This is a genomic window from Paenibacillus sp. CCS19 (assembly GCF_033239625.1).
Lineage (GTDB): Bacteria > Bacillota > Bacilli > Paenibacillales > Paenibacillaceae > Paenibacillus_T.
This window is the reverse complement of record NZ_BTCK01000045.1, coordinates 1-21436: the sequence shown is the minus strand read 5'-3', so window position 1 is coordinate 21436 and position 21436 is coordinate 1. Positions and strand designations below refer to the sequence as shown.

Genomic DNA, 21436 nt, shown 5'->3' with positions numbered 1-21436 from the left:
GATCGTGTCATTTGAAGAAGCTCATCGTGCATTCATTGAGTATCACCTGAGTATGAGATCAGGGGAACGCAAAGGGCGTTTGGATAGAGGACATCTTGAGGCGGAACAGTTATTTTGCCGCAAAGTGTGGTGGCCTCTTATGGGTAATTTCAATAACTTGCATCCGGAATACGAAGTGCTCGACTGGAGAGGGATTTCTTATTTTTGTGATTTTGTTTACATTACGCAGGGGGCTAAGCTGATTTTCGAAATCAAAGGGTTCGGTCCACACGTTAGGGACATGGACAGGCGGAAATATTGCAATGAGCTCAATCGTGAGACCTTCCTGGCCGCAATGGGATTTCACGTTATTTCGCTTGCCTACGATGATGTCACCAATCGTCCAGAGCTCTGCATTACCCTGCTTCGAATGGTCCTTAGCCGGTACCACGCTACTCCCGGGATTATAACGACGATTCCCTCAATAACATTAGCCGAGTGGGAAATTGTTCGGCTTGCTTGCAGACTTGCACGTCCCATTCGACCGATTGATGTCGAAACGCAGCTGCGTCTAAATCACCGTACCGCCGTTCGCATGTTAAAGTCACTTTCAGACAAAAGCGTTCTAACAGCCATTTCAGGACCGACTGAAAAGCATGTCATCAAATACGCGATTCAACAGAATTCTCTACGACAATTGCTGCAGGGTATGTAAATCATAAGTGCGCATATTACTCACTTTGGGTCATTAGTACGAACCGACACACCTGACTACCTTCACACTCATGGCAAACACCCACTTCTAAACCTGCATATATACATCCTTTCGACCCAACCAACCCGCCGCATGACCGAAATCCTACAAATGTGCAGCTTTTGAGACTAATTAGTCCTTTTCAAGGCACATTGCGGCGCTTTCCCTGCATTTTTGCAGGTTTTGACCACCTCGATATATCAACTTCGGAGAAACCTGTACTATTGCAGGTTTGCGCAGACGGAGCTTGGCGTAACGTGCGTGGCGGTTATGAAAGAAACACTGTAAATCGAGACGTATCCAAACCTGCAAATATACATCCTTTCACCCCAGCCAACCCGCCGCATGATCGAATTCCTGCAAATGTGCAGCTTTTGAGGCTGATTAGTCCTTTCCGTGGCACACTACGGCGCTTTTCCTGCACTTTTGCAGGTACAGACCACCTCGATGCATCAATTTTGGGGAAACATGTATTATTGCAGGTTTGGGCTACCTCGATGCTTCAACTTCGGGCAAACCTGCATTATTGCAGGTTCGTATACCATCGCAAGTTAGAGGGTAGTTTACAGGCTCGCACTCCATCTGGTGGAGGCTATTTTGCAGACTTGTATTCTATAGCAGGACCTTCAATTTTGCAGGTTTTCCGTCCCCTCACAGGTCATTACGACTACTTTCACCGTGCTTCTACTCTCATACCGACACATTTCACACATTAATTTCACCCACCTAAATTAGCCCCGCACGCCGTCTTCAAGACCATCGACAAAACCTACGAAACCCGCGCCAATACAAGGTTTTCGGCACCTTTTAACCACCCATTCGATTCAATTCGCACCTTCCCTGCCGAAATACCCACCTTAAAAATACAAACCTATAACCTTAAGTTCGTACATTGTTGAAATTATCCCCCACAGAGCATAATAAGGGCACACCAAACAAGGGGGAATCAATCAATGCGCACGAGCTTTAAATGGATGAGTCTCGCAGCTGCAACAGCACTTATGGTATCGCTCGCAGCATGCGGCAACAGCGACAAAGAAGGCACGAATACGACAGATAACGGTTCGACTTCCACTGACAAGGCAGAGAATGTGACGATTACCTTCCAAAACATTTATCCAGACCCGAACACGCCATCTTACAAAATTGCTCACCAAATCGGCGATCAATACACGAAAGACCACCCGAACGTGAAAATTGAGTGGGATTCGCTCAATACGGACCAACAGAAGCTGAAGCTGAAGACGCAAGCCGCTTCCAAAGAAGTTCCGGACATCACGATCGTTAACCCAGCAGCTCAAATGAAGGACTTCGTTGACGCTGGCCTGTTCGCTCCACTGAACGACATGCTCGATCAGAACGGACTGAAGGACACGTTCCAAGAAGGCATCCTTGATTTCTATAGCTTCGACAACAACGTATACGCACTGCCGGACGGCAACAACGTAGGCGTTATGTTCTACAACAAGAAACTGTTCGAGCAAGCTGGCATCTCGGCGCCTCCTGCAACGTTCGAAGAGCTGATCGAAGACGTTAAGACGTTGAAATCCAAAGGCATCACGCCAATGGTTACAGGCGAGAAAGATACGTGGACGGGCTCCTTCCTGTTCATGAACGTACTGCTCCGCACGAACAACGGCCCAGGCTTCCTGTCCGATGTTGCTGCAGGCACGAAGACGTTCAACGATCCAGCATTCGTAGAAGCTGTAGACAGCTTCGAGAAGCTCGTTCAAGCTGGCGCGTTCCAAGACGGCGCTACGTCGATGGACTACAACGCTGGCGAATCCCTCTTCAAAACGGGTAAAGCGGCTATGTACTACATGGGTACGTGGGCAACTGGCGCAATCGACCAATCCGATGTAGGCGCTGATGTAGGCGTATTCAAATTCCCTACGGTTAACGGCAAAGGCAATGCGGATGAGTACATGCTGGCACCAGGCAGCGCGTTCGCAATCTCGGCTAACAGCAAACACCTGCAAGCAACGAAGGACTTCCTGAACTACTTCATGCTGCAATATCCGAAAGTATCCTTCGACCAGAAGAACGCTATCTCCGTTGCGCAAAAAGTAGACGGCGACTTCGCAGCAGCAGGCTACTCCGCTCTGCAAATGGAAGTAGCAGGTCTGAAAGGCGCAGTTAAAGGCGGCGACCTGTCGTTCGACAATACGATGAACCCAGCAACGTCCCAAGCTCACTTGACGAGCATCCAGAACCTGTTCGTTCAACAAGTGGATCCAGCTTCCGTTGCGAAAGAGCACCAATCGGCATTCGAAGCTAACAAGTAAGCCATTGATTTAAACGGAAATAGATGATCCATTCGCTAAGACCGGCGAAAGGGAGCGCTCCGTCGCTCCCTTTCTTCTGTGTTAGTCCTGGAATGGCCATCCCTAATGATTTGAAGGAGGCGAGCCCAATGAATGCGCTCAAAGTGCCCGCACGTACGATCGCCTTGTTCGTGCTGCCATGTCTACTACTGTATGTCTGCCTCGTGTTTGTTCCGATCTTCTTCAGTATGTACAACAGTACGTTCGACTGGAACGGCATTGGCGTTAAAAAGTTCGTCGGTCTAGACAACTACACAAGACTGTTCACCGAAGATAATGTATTCTGGCCAGCAGTCCGTCACACCCTGATGTTCGCTGTATTCTCCATGCTGGAAATTCCGTTCGCGCTGTACCTTGCTACGCTGATCAACCGTTTCGTTAAGAAACCGAATTTCTTCGTTACCAGCTATTTCGTTCCCGTCATTCTCTCGGTCGTTATTATCGGCCAGCTATGGAAAACGATCTATAACCCGGCTTCGCTAGGCGGCATGCTCAACCAAGTGCTCGATGCCCTTGGGCTTCACAGCTGGACGCATGCATGGCTCTCTGATCCAGACGTTGCGATGTATGCTCTTTACTTCGTTGCGCTGTGGCAGTATCTCGGATACCACTTGCTTATTCAGTTCACAGGTATCTCGAACATCCCTACGGAAATTTACGAGGCAGCTAAGATCGATGGAGCGGACGGTTTCAAAGCAGACTGGTACATTACGTTCCCGCTTGTTGTCCCGATTTTCAAAATATCGATTATTCTCGCTTTCATCGGTTCCCTGCAATCGTTCGACATGATTATGGTCATGACCGGCGGCGGTCCTGCCCATTCGACGGATGTTATCGCAACCCATATGTACAACATGTCCTTCATGTCTTCGAAGTTCGGCTACGGCAGCTCGATTGCCATGGTACTGGTCGCTGTCTGTCTGATTGCAACTGTCATTATTAACGCACTGTTCAATCAGGTTGAGAAGAAGATCGGCTAAATTGTCTGCAACCTGCAACCGATTGTACACGCGAAAGGAGCTACGACCCATGAGTCAGACATTCTCAACAGCGGCTTCCCGTATGGATGAGCCAGGGCGCAAACGATTCTCGTTCGTTAAGCCGCTCGTATTCATCCTGCTCGGCGTCCTGCTGGTCACGCAGCTGTATCCGCTGCTGTGGCTTCTCACTTACTCATTGAAAACAAATGATGAAATATTGTCCGGTAAATTCTTCGCACTGCCGAAGAGCATGCAGTGGGACAACTATAAGCAAGCCATTGACGCTCACTACTGGCAGTACTTGTTCAATAGTATTTATGTAACGCTTGTTACGCTCGTTTGTGTTATCGTATTAGCAAGCATGGTCGCATACGCGATCACTCGATTCAAATGGAAGCTCGGCCCGGTCGTCATGCTCGTCTTCTTGATCGGCATGATGATCCCTGTACAAGCGACTCTGCTTCCGCTTATGCTGATTTTCAAACACGTTCACATCGGCGATCATGGTCTGATGGGTACGCGCTGGTCGATCATCCTGCCTTACATTGCTTATCAGACGCCAATCGCCGTCTTCATTCTGAGCGGTTTCATGCGTACGATTCCTCACGAAATCGAAGAATCCGCGCATATGGACGGCGCGGGCGTATTCCGTACGTTCCGCAGCATCATTCTGCCAATCTCGATTCCGCCGATTATGACCGTCTGCATCCTGACGTTCATCAATATCTGGAACGAATACATCTTGGCAGCTACGTTCATCTCCGATGCGAAGCTCAAGACGCTTCCGTTCGGCGTGAACAGCTTCGTCAGCCAATATTCGTCCAACTACGGCGCAATTGGCGCATATCTTGTACTTGGTGCACTGCCTGTCATTGTGCTGTACTTCCTGCTCTCGGAGAAAATTACGAAGGGCATGGTTGCCGGCGCAGTCAAAGGTTAAGCATCCGTATACTCGAACCCTATAGCATGAATAACCTCCGAGCAGCCTTTGCGGCGCGCTCGGAGGTTTTAGTGCTATTGTGGGGTATTTTATTGGGGAGGCGTCACCGGCCATGATCCGCGGTTTTCGAGGCTTTCGCAGCTTCCGCACGTTCCGTGCCAGGCTGTTCATTCTGCTCATCATCAGCATGATCAGCCTATTATCGATCGTCAGTTACCTGTATTACAGACAGGCAACGACGCAATATCACGATAAAGTGACCGAAATTGCTGAGAAGAACGTCAAACAGACGATGCAAGTGTACGATCTGCTGCTCGACAGCTACAACAGCTTATCCAAGTCACTGGTCGGCAACGCGGATATGCTGCGCATCCTGCCGCAGACCCATACCGACAATCCAGCCCTGAACATCATTAACGAGCGTGCTGTTTCGAACATTATCGGCACCGTATTCTACTCGCGGGAAGATATCGTATCGATTCATGTATTCGCGCAGAACGGCGCCGTGTTCAGCTTCGCCAACTACTTGAACGTCGTCGATCCGAATTACGCGCAGCGGGACTGGTACAATCGAATTAAACAATCTGACGGCAACATGGTGTGGCTTGGTGCGTTCAAGCATTCATTGACGGACCAGACTGTGGCTAAGCCTGTGTTTGCCTTCGGCCGACTGCTATTCGATCTGACGGCGCATAAGCCAATCGGTGTTCTGCTCTTCCAGATGGACGCATCCGCTGCGATGTCTGCGCTCGGCAATATGCGGCTTGGACCCGACAGCGATGTGTTCATTATGTCGGAGGACGGACGGCTGCTCGCATCGGATGATCCGGAGGAAATATCGTCCGTCCCATGGAGCGAGCATGCCGGAGATGATTTCAATACAGACGTATTCCATACGCCGAACTCTGCGGAAAGCGCAGAAAGCATGGCGTCCGATACGCTGGACGTGAATGGGACGAAACCCGCCCATCTGCAAGCGCTGGAGCTGCTGCTCTCGCTGCATGAGAACGTAACGCCAAGCGAGGTCCTCTTCGACCAGCGGGCAAATGATCTTATTGTCGCTTCCAAAGCAAAGGAGGTCGACTGGACATTCATCAGCCGGACGCCGAACAGCAACCTGAACGTCGAATTCAATCAGACGAGGCATTTCTTCTTGATTGTCGTCTCCGTTCTCGTCCTTGTATCGATTGCCATTGCGAGCTTCATCGCCCGTACGATTACAATGCCGCTCAAGCGGCTCGTACAAGAGATGAGACAGGTGGAAATCGGTAATTTCCGCGGCGTAGCCCATCGGAAATCGACCTACGAAGAGATCGATATTCTGGTCTCTTCCTTCAACCAAATGGTGTATCGGATGGATGATCTCATTCAACGGGAGAAGGAATCATCCGGCCGTGAGAAACAAGCTCAGCTGCAGGCGCTACAATCGCAGGTTAATCCGCATTTTCTATACAACACGCTTAACATGATCTACTGGCTGCTCGATGAGCAGGAGAATGATAAACTCGCTCGTATTGTATTGTCATTGTCCCATATGTTCCAGTACAGCAGCGAGTGGGAGGAAAACTCCAACTCGACACTGGGCGAGGAACTCGAAGCCATCCGGCATTACTTGACCATTATCGAAGCGCGGCTCGAGGATCGATTAACGGCAGATATCGCAGTCGCGCCAGAGTGGCTGGACGTTCAATTGCCGAAGATGACGCTGCAGCCGATTATCGAGAATGCCGTCAAGCATGGCCTCGAGCCCTCTTATAAACCAGGTATCCTAACCGTTCGAGCAGAAGCAGAGGGTCAGCGGCTCCATATTACGATTGCAGACAATGGCGTCGGCATGGATCCAGAGGCACTTAGCCAGCTGCAGCAAGCGTTAGGCCAGCATTCGGCCCAAGAGCAGTCGATTGATGCAGCACAACGCGGCAGCACGGGGCGCAAAGGCATCGGCATCGCCAACGTCCACCATCGTCTCGTGTTGATGCACGGCGAATCCTATGGCCTGTCAGCCGACAGCAAGAAAGGCGTTGGGACGACGATTATCGTCACCCTGCCGCTCCCTCCTCGCGTTGTCTACGATCGGTCACCGGAATACAACGAAAAATAAGCTGTACGAAAGGAGTATATAGCGACATGAATATTCTAGTCGTCGATGACGAGAACGTCATACGCAGCGGGATCAAACGCACGCTCCAGACCCACTATCCGGAATGCCGGACCTATCTGGCCGCATCCGCTGATGAAGCGGTTATCCAGCTGCGCAGCGAACCGATTGATCTCGTATTAAGCGACATCATGATGCCAGGCATGTCTGGATTGGAGCTGATGAAGCTCGCCAAACCGCAGCATCCGCATGTGCGGTGGGTGTTCATCTCCGCGAAGTCCGAGTTCGCCTATGCGCAGGAGGCGCTTCGCCTTGGTGCCCGCGACTACCTGCTCAAGCCAATCGGCAAAGAACGAGTCATCGAGCTGATCGATAAATTCCAAGACGATATGAGGCGCGAGTCGGAGCAGATCCGGGAAGCGCGCGGACTTGCGACGAATCTCAAGTATCTTCGCGAGGCAGTGTTCCAGCGCTGGGCCGCCGGGCTTGATATCGGCAACTTCGACATGAAGCCGCTTGCCGATGCGTATTCGTCATTCTATCTCGTCATGGTCAAAATGGATGCGGATCGTCCCGTCCATTTGGAGCATTTTATTATCGACAACGTGCTTGCCGAACTGATTGAACGATACGGGCGCGGATTCGTCATCAGCTATGACGCGCAGAGCCTGCTCGGGTTGATCTCCTTGCCGGATGAATCGCTCCCGCTGCTCGTCAACGAGCTTCGCACGCATCTGCGGCAGTATCTCCGCGTTCCGTTCCAAGCGATTGCGTCCGAGCTGATCGAGCACTTCCACCTCGTGCCTGCCGAGATTCGCCGCCTCCGTCAGGCGTCGCATTCGCAGATGTACGAGCAGGACGAGCGCGGCGGCGACCGTGCTATAGAGACCGCGATTCAATATATCAAATCGCATTTCAACGAGGATCTGTCGCTGGAGAGAGTTGCAGCCGTCGTTTATTTGAATCCCGTCTACTTCAGCCAGTTGTTCAAGCAGAAGACCGGACAGGGCTACAAGGAGTTCGTCATCCAGCTGCGGCTCGAGCAGGCCAAGCGGCTTCTGCACAATCCGAGCTTGAAGCTGGCAGATATCGCCGAGAAGATCGGCTATCAGGATCTGCGCCACTTCTCGCAGCAGTTCCGCAAACGGTTCAACGCGACACCGTCCGAATACCGCCAGCAGCTTCAAGCGAACAGCACGCAGCTGAATATATGAGGCAGCCGAGAGCACCTATCGACGCCTTCCGATGAAGGGCGGCCTGCAGCTTAAAATCCTATGGGGTAAAAGAAGAAGCCTGAACATCGATGCACGGTTACGCGCATCGATGTTCAGGCTTCTTGCATTCTATATTATGCAGAGGCACAATCCTGCTCTACCCCTGTTCTTGTTCCGCGAGACGTGCCTCGTAGGTTTTGCCCCATTCCCACATCTGCAGAATGATCGGCTTCAGCGTCAGCCCGAACGGAGTAAGCGAGTACTCGACGCGCGGCGGCACCTCCCGATAGACCTCCCGGTGAATAATGCCGTCCTGCTCCAGCTCCCGAAGCTGAAGGGTCAGCATTCGCTGCGTGATCATCGGCATCAGACGGCGAAACTCATTGAACCGGCGAGGAGAGTCCATTAGCAAATGGAAGACGATAATGCCCTTCCACTTGCCTCCGATTACATCCAACGCAGCCTCAACCGAGCAAGTGTAGCGACTCCCTGCCTTAGGCTGTTCACACTGATCTGGCGCAGCGGCGCCCAGCTGTTCCTTCTTCACGCTCATCCATTATCCCTCCGGCTCCAATAGTACCTTTTTTAATACTATATCACAAAAATGTGCGTACTTTCGGAATCAACACCATCCCTCTATAATGGAGCCATCCCCAGTAATTGGAGTAAAGAGAGGACGATGATTCATGGAAACAACGCGTGTTACGAAAGCCGATATTATAGCTGCTTATCAATCCCGTCATGCTACCAAAGTATTCGATCCAACACGAAAAATTACCGACGAGGACTTCGACTTCATTCTAGAAACCGGTCGTCTATCCCCTAGTTCCTTCGGCTTCGAGCCTTGGCAGTTCGTCGTTGTTCAGAACGATGCGATTCGTGAGCGCATCCGCGGCGTATCGTGGGGCGCTCAGCGCTCGCTGCCTACAGCCAGCCATTTCATCGTGCTCTTAACTCGTACCGCACCATCTCTTCTGCCGGACTCTCCTTATATTACGAACATGATGGAGCAGATTCAGCAGCTGCCGCCGGAGGTAGCGGCGGGCAAACGCCAAGCCTATCGAAACTTCCTTGAGTCGGACTTCCAGCTGCTCCAAGATGACCGCTACGTATTCGAGTGGGCCAGCCGGCAGACGTATATCGCCCTCGGCAACATGCTGACAGCCGCTGCGCTTATCGGCATCGATTCCTGCCCGATCGAAGGCTTCGTGCTGGAAGACCTTAACCGCGTTCTCGAAGAAGAAGGACTCCTTGATCCCGATCAATTCCGCGTATCGGCAATGGCTGCATTCGGCTATCGTGCACAGGAGCCCCGCAACAAGACACGTCGTCCAAGCGACAGCGTTGTCCAGTGGGTACGCTAGAGTTCTCCCTCACCCACCCAAACCCTCCCTCTCCCGAGAGGGAGGGCTCCAAGGGTTGCACCCTTTGGAATCCCGCAGGACTCGTCTAGATACGATTGGGCGTATGCTCGCTTTCGTCCCTGTTCGGGACACGCTTTACGTCGAGGGTACCTGGGTACAGTTGATGATGAAGTGACGGAGTCTCAGCTCGACCCGACGTCCGTGCGTACAGCCGCTTGTCGTCCCTGCGGGACACGCTCTTGGTCGGTGCTCGAACGGATAAAGGGGCCTTGCCCCTTCAGAACAACAAAACCCCCGATCAACAGCGCACGAATGCGCCGCATGAGCGGGGGCTGCTCTGTTACCAGATTACTTCTTATTCATCACCTTCACCGGTACTTCAAGCTGAACACCCGACGGCCAGAACTCCAGCGTGATGATCGCATCCTTATCGAACATATTGGCGAATTTCGCTTTCAGATAGACGCGATACGCATCGAAGGTGAAATCATCGGATAGATTCACATACTGTTTATCCTTCCACTCCGTATGAACGGACTGGCCATCCGCTTCTACTGCCTTAAGCTTCGCCAACTCGGTGCCGTTATAGTCCAATTCGATCCCGAGGTCGCCTACAATACCGCCGCCGCTTCGATCGATGACAAGCTCCTTCTGCTTCAACACAGGATCCTTATACTGATGGACGTGGACGATCTGGTCGGCGCCTTGCGAGAATCGGAACGTGAGCTGCCCCCTATCGCCAAGCCCTTGATCCTGCAGCATACCCGCCAAGTAATCCTTCTGAATCGTCACCTTCGCGCCGTCAGCATCAAGCTTATAGTCTTCTTCGCCAAGCGGCGTCTCGCCGTTGAACACACCTGTTAACGCGTTGCCGTTCAACTCCAGTTGGAACGTCGTATCTGCAGCCTTGCCCTGCCTTACATATAGATCCCCGGTCTCGACGAACGAATTCGCAATACCATGGGAAGCATTCACAATAATATCCTTCACGACGGGGTCGTTCCACGAGCCGCGCAGCCGATCCAAATGCTCCCCGTTATCCCACCAGACAGACACCATGCCGTACTTCTTCGCCGTTCGGACGAAATAATCATGGTAGACCCACTTGGAATGCCGTTCATTCGTACCAAGGGTACCGAACTCGCCAATGATGACCGGCAGTCCATCCGCCACGAACTTATCATGCAGCCGCTTGAACATATCGTCAAAATACGTTTTGTCGCTCTCCGTCCCCCATGTCACATGTCCCCACCAGTTGGAGACGTAATCCCACGGATCGTAGTTATGAACCGTTAGAATGACATAAGGATCACTAGGCTTCTTGAACGTCTTGATCGTCTCATCGATATTCGTATGAAGTCCCGGCTCAACGACCAGCCGCTCCTTGTTATTGCCGCCCGAACTGCGAATCAGCTGCACAATCTGATCATTCAAATCATTGAGCTTGTCGGGATCAATGTCAGTCGGCTCATTCAGCGTCTCCAGCATCAGCTTCTCGCTCTTGCCGCTGAACCGTTGCGCGATCTGTCCCCATATCTTCACGAACTTGCGAAGCGACTCCTCCGGATCACTCTGCTTATCCAAGTTCATATACTTCCATGAGTCATGGTGCACGTTCAGCATGACCCACATATCCCGTTCCAATGCCCAATCGACAACTTCCTCTACGCGGTCCATCCACAGCGTATCGATCAGATAATCGGGTGCTGCGCCGATATGGTCATTCCAAGAGACAGGGATGCGGACCAGATCGAAACCTGCTGCCTTCACCTCATCGAACACGCTCGCATCAACAATGCCGTTACCCCAGTCGCCCTCATCCGGCATTGCATCAAGCTGATTGCCTAGATTCCAACCGACCCCCATCTGATTCACCGCATCGACAGCCGTAACCGGAACAAATGGATCCGCCGCCGCCGTCTCAACCGTCGGTTCTTGTCCAGCCTTGATGTCCGTCGATGGGATCACACTCTTACCAATAGATTCTCCGCTCTGTCCGGTTAGCTGCGAGGTTGCATTGTTCTCCTTCGATGTCTCCTGTTTATCGTTCCGAACCAGGAACAGCATCGAGGCAATTGCCAACACGCCAATTACAAGGACGACATAAAGCCCGTACCTGCTGCGCGATTGCATGCTGTCTCTCCTCTCGTTGAATCAAATTGAATACCATAATATGTATCGAAATCGTTTTCAAAAAAGCGGTTAAAGCAAATATCCGTCCAATCACATGCGCCGATAGAACATGGTCTCAAATACCCATAGTTCTATTGTATGACGCCAATGTAAGAGCTTTCAACTATTATTTTACAATGCATGCACGTTCTGTCGTGTGTGAACAGCTGTCGCAATCGGGACACTTTTCCTGCCGGGCGAAAGTATAAAAGCATGACAAAAAAGCCCATCCTTAGAATGAGCGGAAGTATCGATCCTGCGCCGCTACGAACGAGGATGGGAGGTGTGACCACTATGGCAAAAGACGTCCTATGTGAAGTTAATTCATGCAAGTATTGGGCAAACGGCAACAAATGCAGCGCATCATCGATCTATGTCGTTAGCCGTTCCAATCAACCGCGTCAGTCCGAAGAGACGGACTGCAAAACATTTGAGCCTAAAATCTAACCGTCTGCTTAGCGAATGAACTTAAGACATATGCCTGTATAACGGGGCGGCCTTGCCTAGAGGCTGCCCCCTCTTCCGTTCCTGCCGCCACCTGTATTATATCCAATAATGATAATTATTATCACCGATTGCACAATAGATCTGCTAACGCACATTCAGTGCGTTAACAGCCTGCCCGATAACAGCTCCTGCTTCTGCTGCTTAATCGGCAGCACAACAGTGACGGTTGTCCCGACACCAACGACGCTGTCGAACACGATTGTGCCTCCGTGCCGCTCCACGATGCTCGCCGTCATCATCAGCCCAAGTCCGTTGCCCTTCTCCTTCGTTGTATAGAACGGCTCGGTTAGACGGGTGAGCTGCTCTGGCGTCATGCCCTTCCCTTGATCGCTCACAACAACCCGCACATGATCCTCGTCGGCCCGCTCAATACGTACGTTTATATTCCCATTAGCGTCCATGGACTCGATTGCATTCTTAAGCAAATTGACGAATACCTGCTTCACTCTTCGCTGCTCGCACTCAATCGGCGGCACGGGCTCGAAGAACCGATTGATCTCGATGCCTTTCATAACGGCCTGCGTGCTTAGAAGCTCGATGATGTAATCAAGCAGTTCATCCATCGGGTACAGAGCCAGCTCCATAATTTGCGGTTTGGACAATACGAGCATTTCGTTAACGATAAGCTCAATGCGGTCCAATTCACCCTTCATAATGCCAAGGTACCGCGATTCCTTAGGCTCCAATGCTGGTTCGATCAGGCGAATAAACCCTTTCAGCGATGTGAGCGGGTTACGAATTTCATGCGCTACGCCAGCTGCCAGCTGACCAATCATCGACAGCATCTCCGAACGACCGAGCAGATCCTTCGCTTCCTGCAGCTCGCTGACATCCTTCACTATAATCGCAAACCCCTTCTGATCGGGAAACGGTGTCATGGACATGAGCCCTGACATGATCGAATTGTCGCCGCGCACGATACCGATCTCCTTGCTCTGAATGCCGCCCGATTGAATCAAGCCGATCAGTTCAGTGTCCGATTGCGCAATCGCATGGGCAAAAGGCATCTCGATCAGCTTCTTCGTCCTCAGCTCCTCGATAGTGCAGTCAAGCACTCGCTCAAACGCTGCGTTCACTTGACGAACCGATCCGTCGTTGTTGAAGAAGCCGATCGCATCCGGATTGTACGCGATGAAGCTCTCCAGCTCCGCCTGTGCTTCCTTCAGCTGCCGATTCGCCTCCAGCTGTCCCGTGTAGTCTCGCAGAATCGAAATCCAGGTCGCTGATTTGCCCTCGCCGGCAGCCATCGGCGTAATGGAAAGCATAATATGAAGCGGCGTGCCGTCCTTCTTCCGGCGCATCGTATCCATCACGATCGACTTCCCCTGCTCGATCGCTAACTGTCCCGCATCCTTCAACTCGGATTGAAGTTCTGCCGGAATGAACGGACACTCCTCGATCGAACGACCCTCCACTTCCTCCCGTCCATAGCCGAACAACGACGTAAACGCAGCATTCACCCGAACGACCCGGAAATCGGCGTTCCAGATCAATACCGGATCAATATGCCGGTCAATGAAAGATTTCATATGGCAATTAAGAAGCCTCACCTCGTTCTCGAGGCTGTGCGTCTTCGTAATATCTTGAACAATGCCGACACAACGACTGGCACCGAAAACTTTGAACCGCGAATGCAGCCAATAAATTTGTCCATCCGGACGAATGATTCGAAAATCAACGGTCTGAATGAGAGATGGATCTAGGCCCGTCTCATAATTGCGAATCCTCTCCAGATCTTCCGGATGAATTCGCTCCAGCACGCGTTCAAGTGTTAATCGTTTAACTTCATACTTGTCCATACCGAATAGCGCATAAAACTCTCGCGTTCCATAAAATCGTCCGCTCGCCGCATCAAATTCCCAGTTGCCGAGCGTTGCCATTCGTTGTGCATCACGCCGCAAACCATGCTCTCTCATGTTTAGAAGTAAGCTGGACATCACTCGTCGCAGCTTCGATAGCCATCGTGTCACTATGAAGTCCTCCCGGGTGGGTGCTGTTACATTAGTTACTCACACCACAACATTGACGCACTACATATTCGATCTGTAACAGCCTTATCCTTTGTTTGTTGGAAAAATTAACATTTGTCAAGAGGAACCAACTTTCGACCTATTTTGACAATATTAATAAACCAACCTGTTTATTGCGACAGCGCCTTTCGTGCCGCCAGAATATACTTCGCATGGTCAAGCGGATTTACCCCGCGGCGCAAGCGCTCAGCGACAACATCAGGCGGGCATTCTTGATACCCGTGGAAGAAGGTCGACAACGCTCCCCTTCCCTTCGTCATCGCACCCAGCCGTGCCGGAAAATCAAGCGACGTCGCCACCGGCAGCAAGCCCTCCAGCTCCATCCGTCCGTTATGCAGAGCCGGCGGCTCGAACTCCGCACGCATAATCATGAGCTCGTTCATCGCTTTGCCTCCGAATTCCTCCGGCACGGACAAGCGGAACCTGACGATCGGCTCCAGCAGCTTCGTGCCGATTCGGCTCAACCCATCCATGATGCCCATCGGCGTTGCAACGACGAAGTCAAGCGGATGGGTGTGCCAGACATGATGCTCGCCCTCCACGAGCGTGACCTTCAAGTCGGTCACTTCCCAGCCGCGAAGGCCTTGCTGGAGCGCCTCCGGAACGCGCCGTGCGACCTCGTTCTGATAGCTCTCGAGCAGCCGCTCGCGCCGTGCGGTCGATGAGTAGACGAGCCCGCTTCCACGTTCGCCTGGTTCGATGGCGAAGCGGAGAATCGCCCAGCAGGGCTTCGGCATGAGATAGGCGACATAACCTTCGCCTGCCGATGCAGGCGTCTCCTTATAGATGACCGATGGCGCGCCGAAGGTAACGTCCAAGCCAAATCTAGAACGAATCAGCTGCGTCAGCACTTCAATCTGAATCGGCCCCATAACCTTCAGGTGCAGCTCCCGCTCCTCTTGCAGCCATTGCAGGTCAAGCAGCGGATCCTCGTCCGCCAGCTCCTGCAGCGCCGCGACAACAGCCGGATAGACGGCATCGCTCGGCCAATGCGCTTGTACCGTTAGCAGCGGTACGGCAAGCTGCGCGCTGCCAGGCACGAAGTCCGGCGAACCGATGATGTCGCCGATTCGAACGCGGCCCCATCCATACACCGCCGCAATATCGCCCGCCTCTACAACGCCGATATCTTCGGGACGCTTCCCATCCGCCGTTCGAATCTGAGTCACTTTGTCGCTCGTCTGCTGCGTCACGTTCATCGCTGTATCCCGATTGCGGAGCGTGCCGCTGTACAGCCGGACGTACGCCACTCGTCCCATAATCGGATCCTTCTCCAGCTTGAATACAACGCCGGACAGCGGTCCCTGCGCATCGCCCTGCGGTGCGGGCAGCAGCGTCACCATCGCGTCGAGCAGCGGCTCGATCCCGATGCCCCGCGCCGACGCTCCGAACAGCACCGGGTACAGCGCCGCTTCGCGGACGGCTGGCAGCAGGTGCTCCGTCAGCTCGCTCACAGAGAGCGAGCCTGTGTCTAGATAACGCGTAAGCAGCGCCTCGTCGCGCTCCGCGATCGATTCCGTCAGCATCGTGCCATACGACGATGCGCTAAGTTCTTCTGGCGCAAGCAAGCTGCGCGCGCCGGTGAATGTCTCTTCCGCGCCGATCGGCGCCTGCACGGGCACCGCATTCGGTGTCAGCAGCCGCCTAATCTGGGCTAGTACCAGCTCGGCATCAGCGCCTATACGATCCATTTTGTTCACGTAGATGAGGGTTGGAATTCGCATCTCGCTCAGCGCTTGCCAGATGACCTCCGTCTGCGCCTGTACGCCCTCCGCCGCCGACACGATGAGCACCGCCGCATCCATGACACGAAGCGAACGTTCCACCTCCGACAAGAAATCGACGTGCCCCGGCGTGTCGACAAGATTAATGCGAGCACCGCTCCAATCGAATCTCGTTACTGCTGCCCGCACGCTGATGCCCCGTTCGCGCTCCACCTCTAAGGAATCCGTCTGCGCCGTTCCTTCATCGACGCTGCCGAGCGTCCGAATTCGGCCGCTGCGGTAGAGCAGCTGCTCGGTGGTAGTGGTCTTCCCGGCGTCGACATGGGCGAAAATACCGATATTGCGTATTGCGTGTCCGTTGCTGCCGCGTTCCATCGTGGTCTTCCCCTTTATATGTAAGCCTGCCTATACGACAGCTTGTTCGATAGTTAATGTCACTCGTCCCTATGGTACAACCGTCTGCAGCCGTGCGTAAAGGTAGAGAATCTGTAATCTATCATAAAGGAAGAACGCCGCCGGGACAGCCCGGCGGCGCTTAGAATCTTATATCAAGCTTAGCGGCGGCCTCTTGTTCTGCTGCCACGCGTAGAGGAACCTCTCATCAGACCCATGTTGACGTCGCGCTCAACAACTACGTGCACATGTTTAGGGCAAGGAACGCAATGATGGCGTCTAATGACTTCAACCGTGTGAATAACTTCATACTCTTGCGGATAGTAGTAATCCTGGTAGACTTGCACAGGATCGAGCATCACCGGATCCAGCTTCGTGTTACATGGGTTATGATGGCAATTCGACATTATCGCTGCCTCCTAAAAAAATGATTTTGGTTATAGTCTATCCTATGCAATCGATCGAAACTCGTATGGACGTCCCCCCATCAGCCATTGCCTTTTCTGCATATGTCCTGCTGCCAAACATTGATTTGACGGGGTTTCATATGCGGATTCCAACAGAAGCCCATCCTCCTCTCATGATAGATAACTATAGGAGTTCCGCTAGAGACCACCCAGTTATCGCATGGTCGTCTTATTCGCCTACGATCCTAATTGGTTAAAATAATCCGAGCGCCGTACAGCTATGGTCTCCGTCTCGCGAAGGAGTTCATTTTCATCCCGTTGCGGGATTACCCCCGCCTTTGGTCGTGTCATAATAAAGGCAGATTATTATGCACGCATTGAAGGAGATACGCCTATGTCATCCAAACCAACTTCAGCCGCTACGAATCCGCTCAAAGGCTGGGGGCCGTTCTGGCGCCTCGTTCGAGAGACGAAGCCGTCGCGCTCGGCACTGGCCATTGCGCTGACGCTCAGCCTATCATCCACTGTGGCCGCTCTTATCGTTCCTCTGTTTACCAAAAACGTCGTCGACAGCTTCTCGCTTTCTTCCATTGGAATGCCGCAAATCAGTCTGCTCGTTGTCGCGTTCCTTATTCAAGCCGTTACGGCTGCTATATCGACTTATATGCTCGCCCGCGTCGGCCAACAGGTTATCGCAGGACTCCGTGAGCGGCTGTGGCGCAAGCTGCTGGCACTGCCGGTCACGTACTACGATAATCATCAGACGGGCGAAACCGTCAGCCGCATGACCAACGATACCGCTGTCGTCAAAGGGCTCATCACCGAGCATATGACCAGTTTCATTACGGGTATCATCAGCATCATTGGCTCCGTCGCGATTCTGATCGCGCTCGATTGGCGGATGACGCTCGTCATGCTTACTGCCGCCCCGCTGCTCATGTTGTTCATGGTGCCGCTCGGACGCAAGATGCATCACGTATCCCGAAGCATGCAGGATGAGACCGCTCGGCTGTCCGGCGTTCTCAGTCAGGTGTTGTCCGAAATTCGGCTCGTGAAGGCATCTAACGCGGAGGACCGGGAGTTCGCAAGCGGCATGAAGGGCATCCGCAATATGTTCAAGCTCGGCCTGTCCGAAGGCAAAGTGCAGGCGCTGATCGGGCCGCTGATCTCGCTTATTATGATGCTGATGCTCGTCATCATTATCGGCTATGGCGGCTTCCGCGTCTCATCGGGCGCCCTGTCCGCAGGCGATCTGGTCGCGTTCATCTTGTACTTGTTCCAGATCATGATGCCTGCCAGTCAGATTGCGATGTTCTTCACCCAGATGCAGAAGGCAATCGGCGCAACGGAACGAATCAACGAGACGCTCGGCGACTCGGAGGAGGATCTGAATGCCGGCGCTGCGCTGACGCATGCCAATAAGCCAATCGTGGCAGAGGATGTTCAATTCGCCTACGAAAGCGGCGGCGAACCGGTGCTCGATGGCATCAACTTCGTCATCCCGCCGGGCAAAGTGACCGCGCTAGTCGGACCGAGCGGCGGCGGCAAGACGACGTTGTTCTCGATGCTGGAACGCTTCTATACGCCAACTGGAGGCATAATACGGCTCGGCGAAGAGCCGATTGATACGTATTCGCTGCGCTCCTGGCGTGCCGCTATCGGCTACGTGCAGCAGGAAAGCACGCTCATGACAGGAACGATTCGCGAGAACATAGCCTATGGAACGGAACGCACCGTGAGCGAGGAAGAGATTCAGCGCGCGGCCGCGATGGCCTACGCAGACCGATTCATCGACCAACTGCCAAGCGGCTATGACACCGAAGTCGGCGAGCGCGGCATTAAGTTGTCCGGCGGCCAGCGGCAGCGCATCGGCATCGCCCGCGCTCTGCTGCGCGACCCGTCCATTCTCATGCTGGATGAGGCGACGTCGAGTCTGGACAGCGAATCCGAGCACTATGTGCAGGAGGCGCTCCGCAATCTAATGAAAGGTCGTACGACGATCGTCATCGCCCATCGGTTGTCGACGGTCATTGACGCCGACCAGCTGCTCTTCATTGAGAACGGCCGCATTACGGGGCGCGGCACGCATGCCGAGCTGCTGAACAGCCATGAGCTCTATCGCAAATTCGCCGAGCAGCAGCTGCAGGCGCAGCCCGTGCGGTAGGATGAGAATAGAGGTGCACGACATGATGCAGGCTGTACGTTGGTACATGAGACGCATGTTGTGGTTGATCGCATTGCCTGTATGGTGGTTCATCGGATGGCGATGGGATGTGTTCGGGACATGGGGGGACCGGTCTGGCAGATAGCAGCCAATCGGTGCGCGTTGCACAGAAAGATGATGAGCGCTTCCTCATTGCGCCCGTGCAATAAAATCTATTGAATCGCTCAAAAAGCTCCGTTGTGACCCAACGGGGCTCTTTACTGTTGCGCAAAATGCAATAGAACATCCTTCTGCGTAAGTGTGAGGTCGAATCTGCTGTACGTTATGCAATGGACAACTTTGGTAGAGCATGGGGCCATCCGTAGCAGCTGTCTTCTCGCTTGAATATGCTGTCAGTAACGCAACCTGCGCACGCCTTCTGCTGTACCCTCAGCTTGGACCACTGGCGATCACGATAATAGCGTGCGTGCGATTAGGAGCCAATTGGGCCAAGGAGTGAGCGCCGATGTCATCGATATGGAATGAGCTGGACAAGGATGGATTTGAGCAGTTCATTTGGTGCCGCGACCGGGAAAGCGGATTACGGGCATTCATCGCCATTCATAATACGAATCGGGGGCCGGCTTTGGGAGGCTGCAGGCTATGGCCTTATGCCAGCGAAGAGGACGCCGCGGCGGACGCCATGCGTCTTGCACGCTCCATGACATACAAAGCCGCGGCAGCGGGTCTCTCCTACGGCGGCGGCAAAGCCGTCGTCATCGGACGTGCAGACGACCCTCGCATTGAGCAGCAGTTCGAAGCGCTCGGACGATTCATTGACCGGCTGGGCGGCAGCTATTGGACCGGCGTTGATGTCGGAACGACTACCGCACATATGGATGCCGTTGCCCGCTTCACCGGTTATGTGACGGATATGAGCGGTACGCTTGGCGGCACGGATGATTGGACCGCGGATATGACGGCATACGGCCTCTTGCACGGCATGAAGGCTACTGCCAAGCGTATCTGCGGCACGGACCGGCTGCATCATCTGACGATTGCCGTCCAAGGCCTTGGCAAGGTCGGCTGGGCGCTGTGCCGGTATTTGCGCCGCGAAGGCGCGCGGCTCATCGTTACCGACCTCAGCATGCGGCTGGTCGAGCAGGCCGTTCGTGAATTTCAGGCTTTGCCCGTTGCGGCGGATCGGATTTATGATGCGCCTTGTCATATTTTTGCCCCGTGTGCGCTTGGAGGCATTCTGAACTTATCTACGGTTGAGAGGCTGCAATGCCGCGTTGTCGCTGGTTCGGCGAACAATCAATTGGCCGCTCCGCAGTCGGTGCATCTCGAGGCGCTGCAGCGGAAGGGCATTGTGTACGCACCCGATTATATTGTGAATGCCGGCGGCATTATCGCAACGGCGGCCGAGCTTGATGGGGATGGTCCGCGCCGCATCCGAAGCAGGGTCAAACGGATTGCCAGAACGTTAACGGAAGTGTACCAAGCAGCGGAGAACGAAGGAATTACGACGGCAGCCGCAGCAGATCAGCTCGCGGAGCTGGCCATGCATAAGGCTTAAGTTCGGTTGGATAGGTATTCGCCGTGTTCGTTCGCGCCGGCGCCCATACACTGATATGACTTAGACAAAGGGGCGACAGCCGTATGTCCGATTCATCCTCACTATCCTCCGAAATGGTCAAAGCAGCCATTCATCAGCTTCAACAAGCTAGACGCGCGCTGCTTCGCGGAGAACGCAGCTGTGCCCGCCGCCATATTCGGATCGCCCGCCGGCTTATTCAGAAGGCATGCAGCAGGACGACCAGCGCATAGAAAGCGAGGTACTTATGGGTAAGTCCAAACGACGGCGCACACGCAGTATAGTCCGAATCGATCAGGCGCTGCGTTTGCTGAACGACGCCCTGGAAACATCGAAATGCGGCTCTGACGTCTGCGACAGCGATAAGCTGCCGCGGGCCGTCCATTTGCTGGATGAGACGCTCCTTCTTCTGAAGCGTCCTGCACGCCATTGTGTGAAATGTCCCAAAGGCGTGACAGGTGCCACAGGAGCCACTGGTGCGGCAGGCACTATAGGGGCAACTGGCACCACCGGGGCGATGGGACGTGCCGGCATACCCGGTACACGAGGAGCGATGGGCGATCCTGGCGCGCAAGGCCTCGCAGGTCCGACAGGGTTAACGGGACTGACAGGAACAACAGGAAGCGTAGGCATCACAGGCGCTACGGGCGCGACCGGAGTTGGCGTGACGGGGGTCACAGGCGCGACAGGAACAACCGGCGTGACGGGACCCACTGGACCCGGTGTCGGGGAGACGGGCAGCACTGGAGCGACCGGGGCTGCGGGGACTACGGGCCCCACGGGGGCGACTGGCGCTACGGGTGAAACCGG

At 53.7% G+C, this 21436-nt stretch carries 17 protein-coding genes and 1 pseudogene; 12 read left to right on the top strand and 6 right to left on the bottom strand.

Annotated features, from left to right (window positions below):
- Nucleotides 1–4 precede the first annotated feature (4 nt).
- The 6 genes from SBI19_RS23850 (at nt 5) to SBI19_RS23825 (ending at nt 8289) form a co-directional block, all read left to right on the top strand.
- A complete protein-coding gene (locus tag SBI19_RS23850) occupies nt 5–694 on the top strand; it encodes a PDDEXK family nuclease (RefSeq protein WP_317972026.1) in 690 nt (229 codons plus the stop codon).
- A gap of 992 nt (nt 695–1686) precedes the next feature.
- Nucleotides 1687–3018, top strand: a complete 1332-nt coding sequence (locus SBI19_RS23845; protein WP_317972025.1) for an extracellular solute-binding protein — start codon at nt 1687–1689, stop codon at nt 3016–3018.
- Nucleotides 3019–3146: 128 nt separating this feature from the next.
- Nucleotides 3147–4037: a carbohydrate ABC transporter permease gene (locus SBI19_RS23840; RefSeq protein ID WP_317972024.1), complete on the top strand. Its 891-nt coding sequence runs from the start codon at nt 3147–3149 to the stop codon at nt 4035–4037.
- 82 nt (nt 4038–4119) lie between these two features.
- Entirely contained in the window at nt 4120–4977 is an 858-nt protein-coding gene (locus SBI19_RS23835; protein ID WP_483312331.1) for a carbohydrate ABC transporter permease, read from the top strand.
- A 112-nt stretch (nt 4978–5089) separates the two neighbouring features.
- Complete coding sequence (locus SBI19_RS23830; RefSeq protein WP_317972022.1) at nt 5090–7078, top strand: cache domain-containing sensor histidine kinase; 1989 nt, start codon at nt 5090–5092, stop codon at nt 7076–7078.
- A gap of 26 nt (nt 7079–7104) precedes the next feature.
- Nucleotides 7105–8289 (top strand): response regulator transcription factor, encoded by a 1185-nt coding sequence (locus SBI19_RS23825; protein WP_317972021.1) that lies wholly within the window; start codon nt 7105–7107, stop codon nt 8287–8289.
- 157 nt (nt 8290–8446) lie between these two features.
- Here the strand turns inward: SBI19_RS23825 and SBI19_RS23820 are convergent, their stop codons facing one another.
- On the bottom strand, nt 8447–8842 hold the full coding sequence (locus SBI19_RS23820; protein WP_317972020.1) for a winged helix-turn-helix transcriptional regulator: 396 nt from the start codon (nt 8840–8842) through the stop codon (nt 8447–8449).
- A gap of 133 nt (nt 8843–8975) precedes the next feature.
- Between SBI19_RS23820 and SBI19_RS23815 the strand changes: the two genes are divergently transcribed.
- Complete coding sequence (locus SBI19_RS23815; RefSeq protein ID WP_317972019.1) at nt 8976–9653, top strand: NAD(P)H-dependent oxidoreductase; 678 nt, start codon at nt 8976–8978, stop codon at nt 9651–9653.
- 182 nt (nt 9654–9835) lie between these two features.
- Here SBI19_RS23815 and SBI19_RS23810 read toward each other — a convergent pair whose 3' ends face one another.
- Together SBI19_RS23810 and SBI19_RS23805 are read right to left on the bottom strand one after the other, a co-directional pair.
- Nucleotides 9836–9976, bottom strand: a complete 141-nt coding sequence (locus SBI19_RS23810; protein ID WP_317972018.1) for a hypothetical protein — start codon at nt 9974–9976, stop codon at nt 9836–9838.
- 25 nt (nt 9977–10001) lie between these two features.
- Nucleotides 10002–11786 carry a cellulase family glycosylhydrolase gene (locus tag SBI19_RS23805; protein ID WP_317972017.1) on the bottom strand — a complete coding sequence of 595 codons (1785 nt, stop codon included), beginning with the start codon at nt 11784–11786 and terminating at the stop codon, nt 10002–10004.
- A gap of 333 nt (nt 11787–12119) precedes the next feature.
- Between SBI19_RS23805 and SBI19_RS23800 the strand changes: the two genes are divergently transcribed.
- Nucleotides 12120–12272 carry a DUF1540 domain-containing protein gene (locus tag SBI19_RS23800; protein WP_317972016.1) on the top strand — a complete coding sequence of 51 codons (153 nt, stop codon included), beginning with the start codon at nt 12120–12122 and terminating at the stop codon, nt 12270–12272.
- 155 nt (nt 12273–12427) lie between these two features.
- On the opposite strand, the gene SBI19_RS23795 is transcribed toward SBI19_RS23800, so the two are convergent.
- From SBI19_RS23795 to SBI19_RS23785, 3 genes are all read right to left on the bottom strand, one after another.
- Nucleotides 12428–14302, bottom strand: a complete 1875-nt coding sequence (locus SBI19_RS23795; RefSeq protein WP_317972015.1) for a PAS domain-containing protein — start codon at nt 14300–14302, stop codon at nt 12428–12430.
- 170 nt (nt 14303–14472) lie between these two features.
- Nucleotides 14473–16461 carry a GTP-binding protein gene (locus SBI19_RS23790; RefSeq protein ID WP_317972014.1) on the bottom strand — a complete coding sequence of 663 codons (1989 nt, stop codon included), beginning with the start codon at nt 16459–16461 and terminating at the stop codon, nt 14473–14475.
- A 179-nt stretch (nt 16462–16640) separates the two neighbouring features.
- Nucleotides 16641–16886, bottom strand: a complete 246-nt coding sequence (locus SBI19_RS23785) for a hypothetical protein (protein WP_317972013.1) — start codon at nt 16884–16886, stop codon at nt 16641–16643.
- A gap of 394 nt (nt 16887–17280) precedes the next feature.
- On the opposite strand from SBI19_RS23785, the gene SBI19_RS23780 reads away from it, so the two are divergent.
- The 4 genes and pseudogenes from SBI19_RS23780 to SBI19_RS23765 all read left to right on the top strand — a co-directional run.
- Nucleotides 17281–19050: an ABC transporter ATP-binding protein gene (locus SBI19_RS23780; protein ID WP_317972012.1), complete on the top strand. Its 1770-nt coding sequence runs from the start codon at nt 17281–17283 to the stop codon at nt 19048–19050.
- Between the two features lie 505 nt (nt 19051–19555).
- Nucleotides 19556–20608, top strand: coding sequence for a Glu/Leu/Phe/Val dehydrogenase dimerization domain-containing protein (locus SBI19_RS23775; RefSeq protein ID WP_317972011.1), 1053 nt, complete (start codon nt 19556–19558; stop codon nt 20606–20608).
- 83 nt (nt 20609–20691) lie between these two features.
- Nucleotides 20692–20859 carry a hypothetical protein gene (locus SBI19_RS23770; protein ID WP_317972010.1) on the top strand — a complete coding sequence of 56 codons (168 nt, stop codon included), beginning with the start codon at nt 20692–20694 and terminating at the stop codon, nt 20857–20859.
- A gap of 14 nt (nt 20860–20873) precedes the next feature.
- Nucleotides 20874–21436, top strand: a pseudogene (locus tag SBI19_RS23765) (hypothetical protein); the annotation flags it as partial.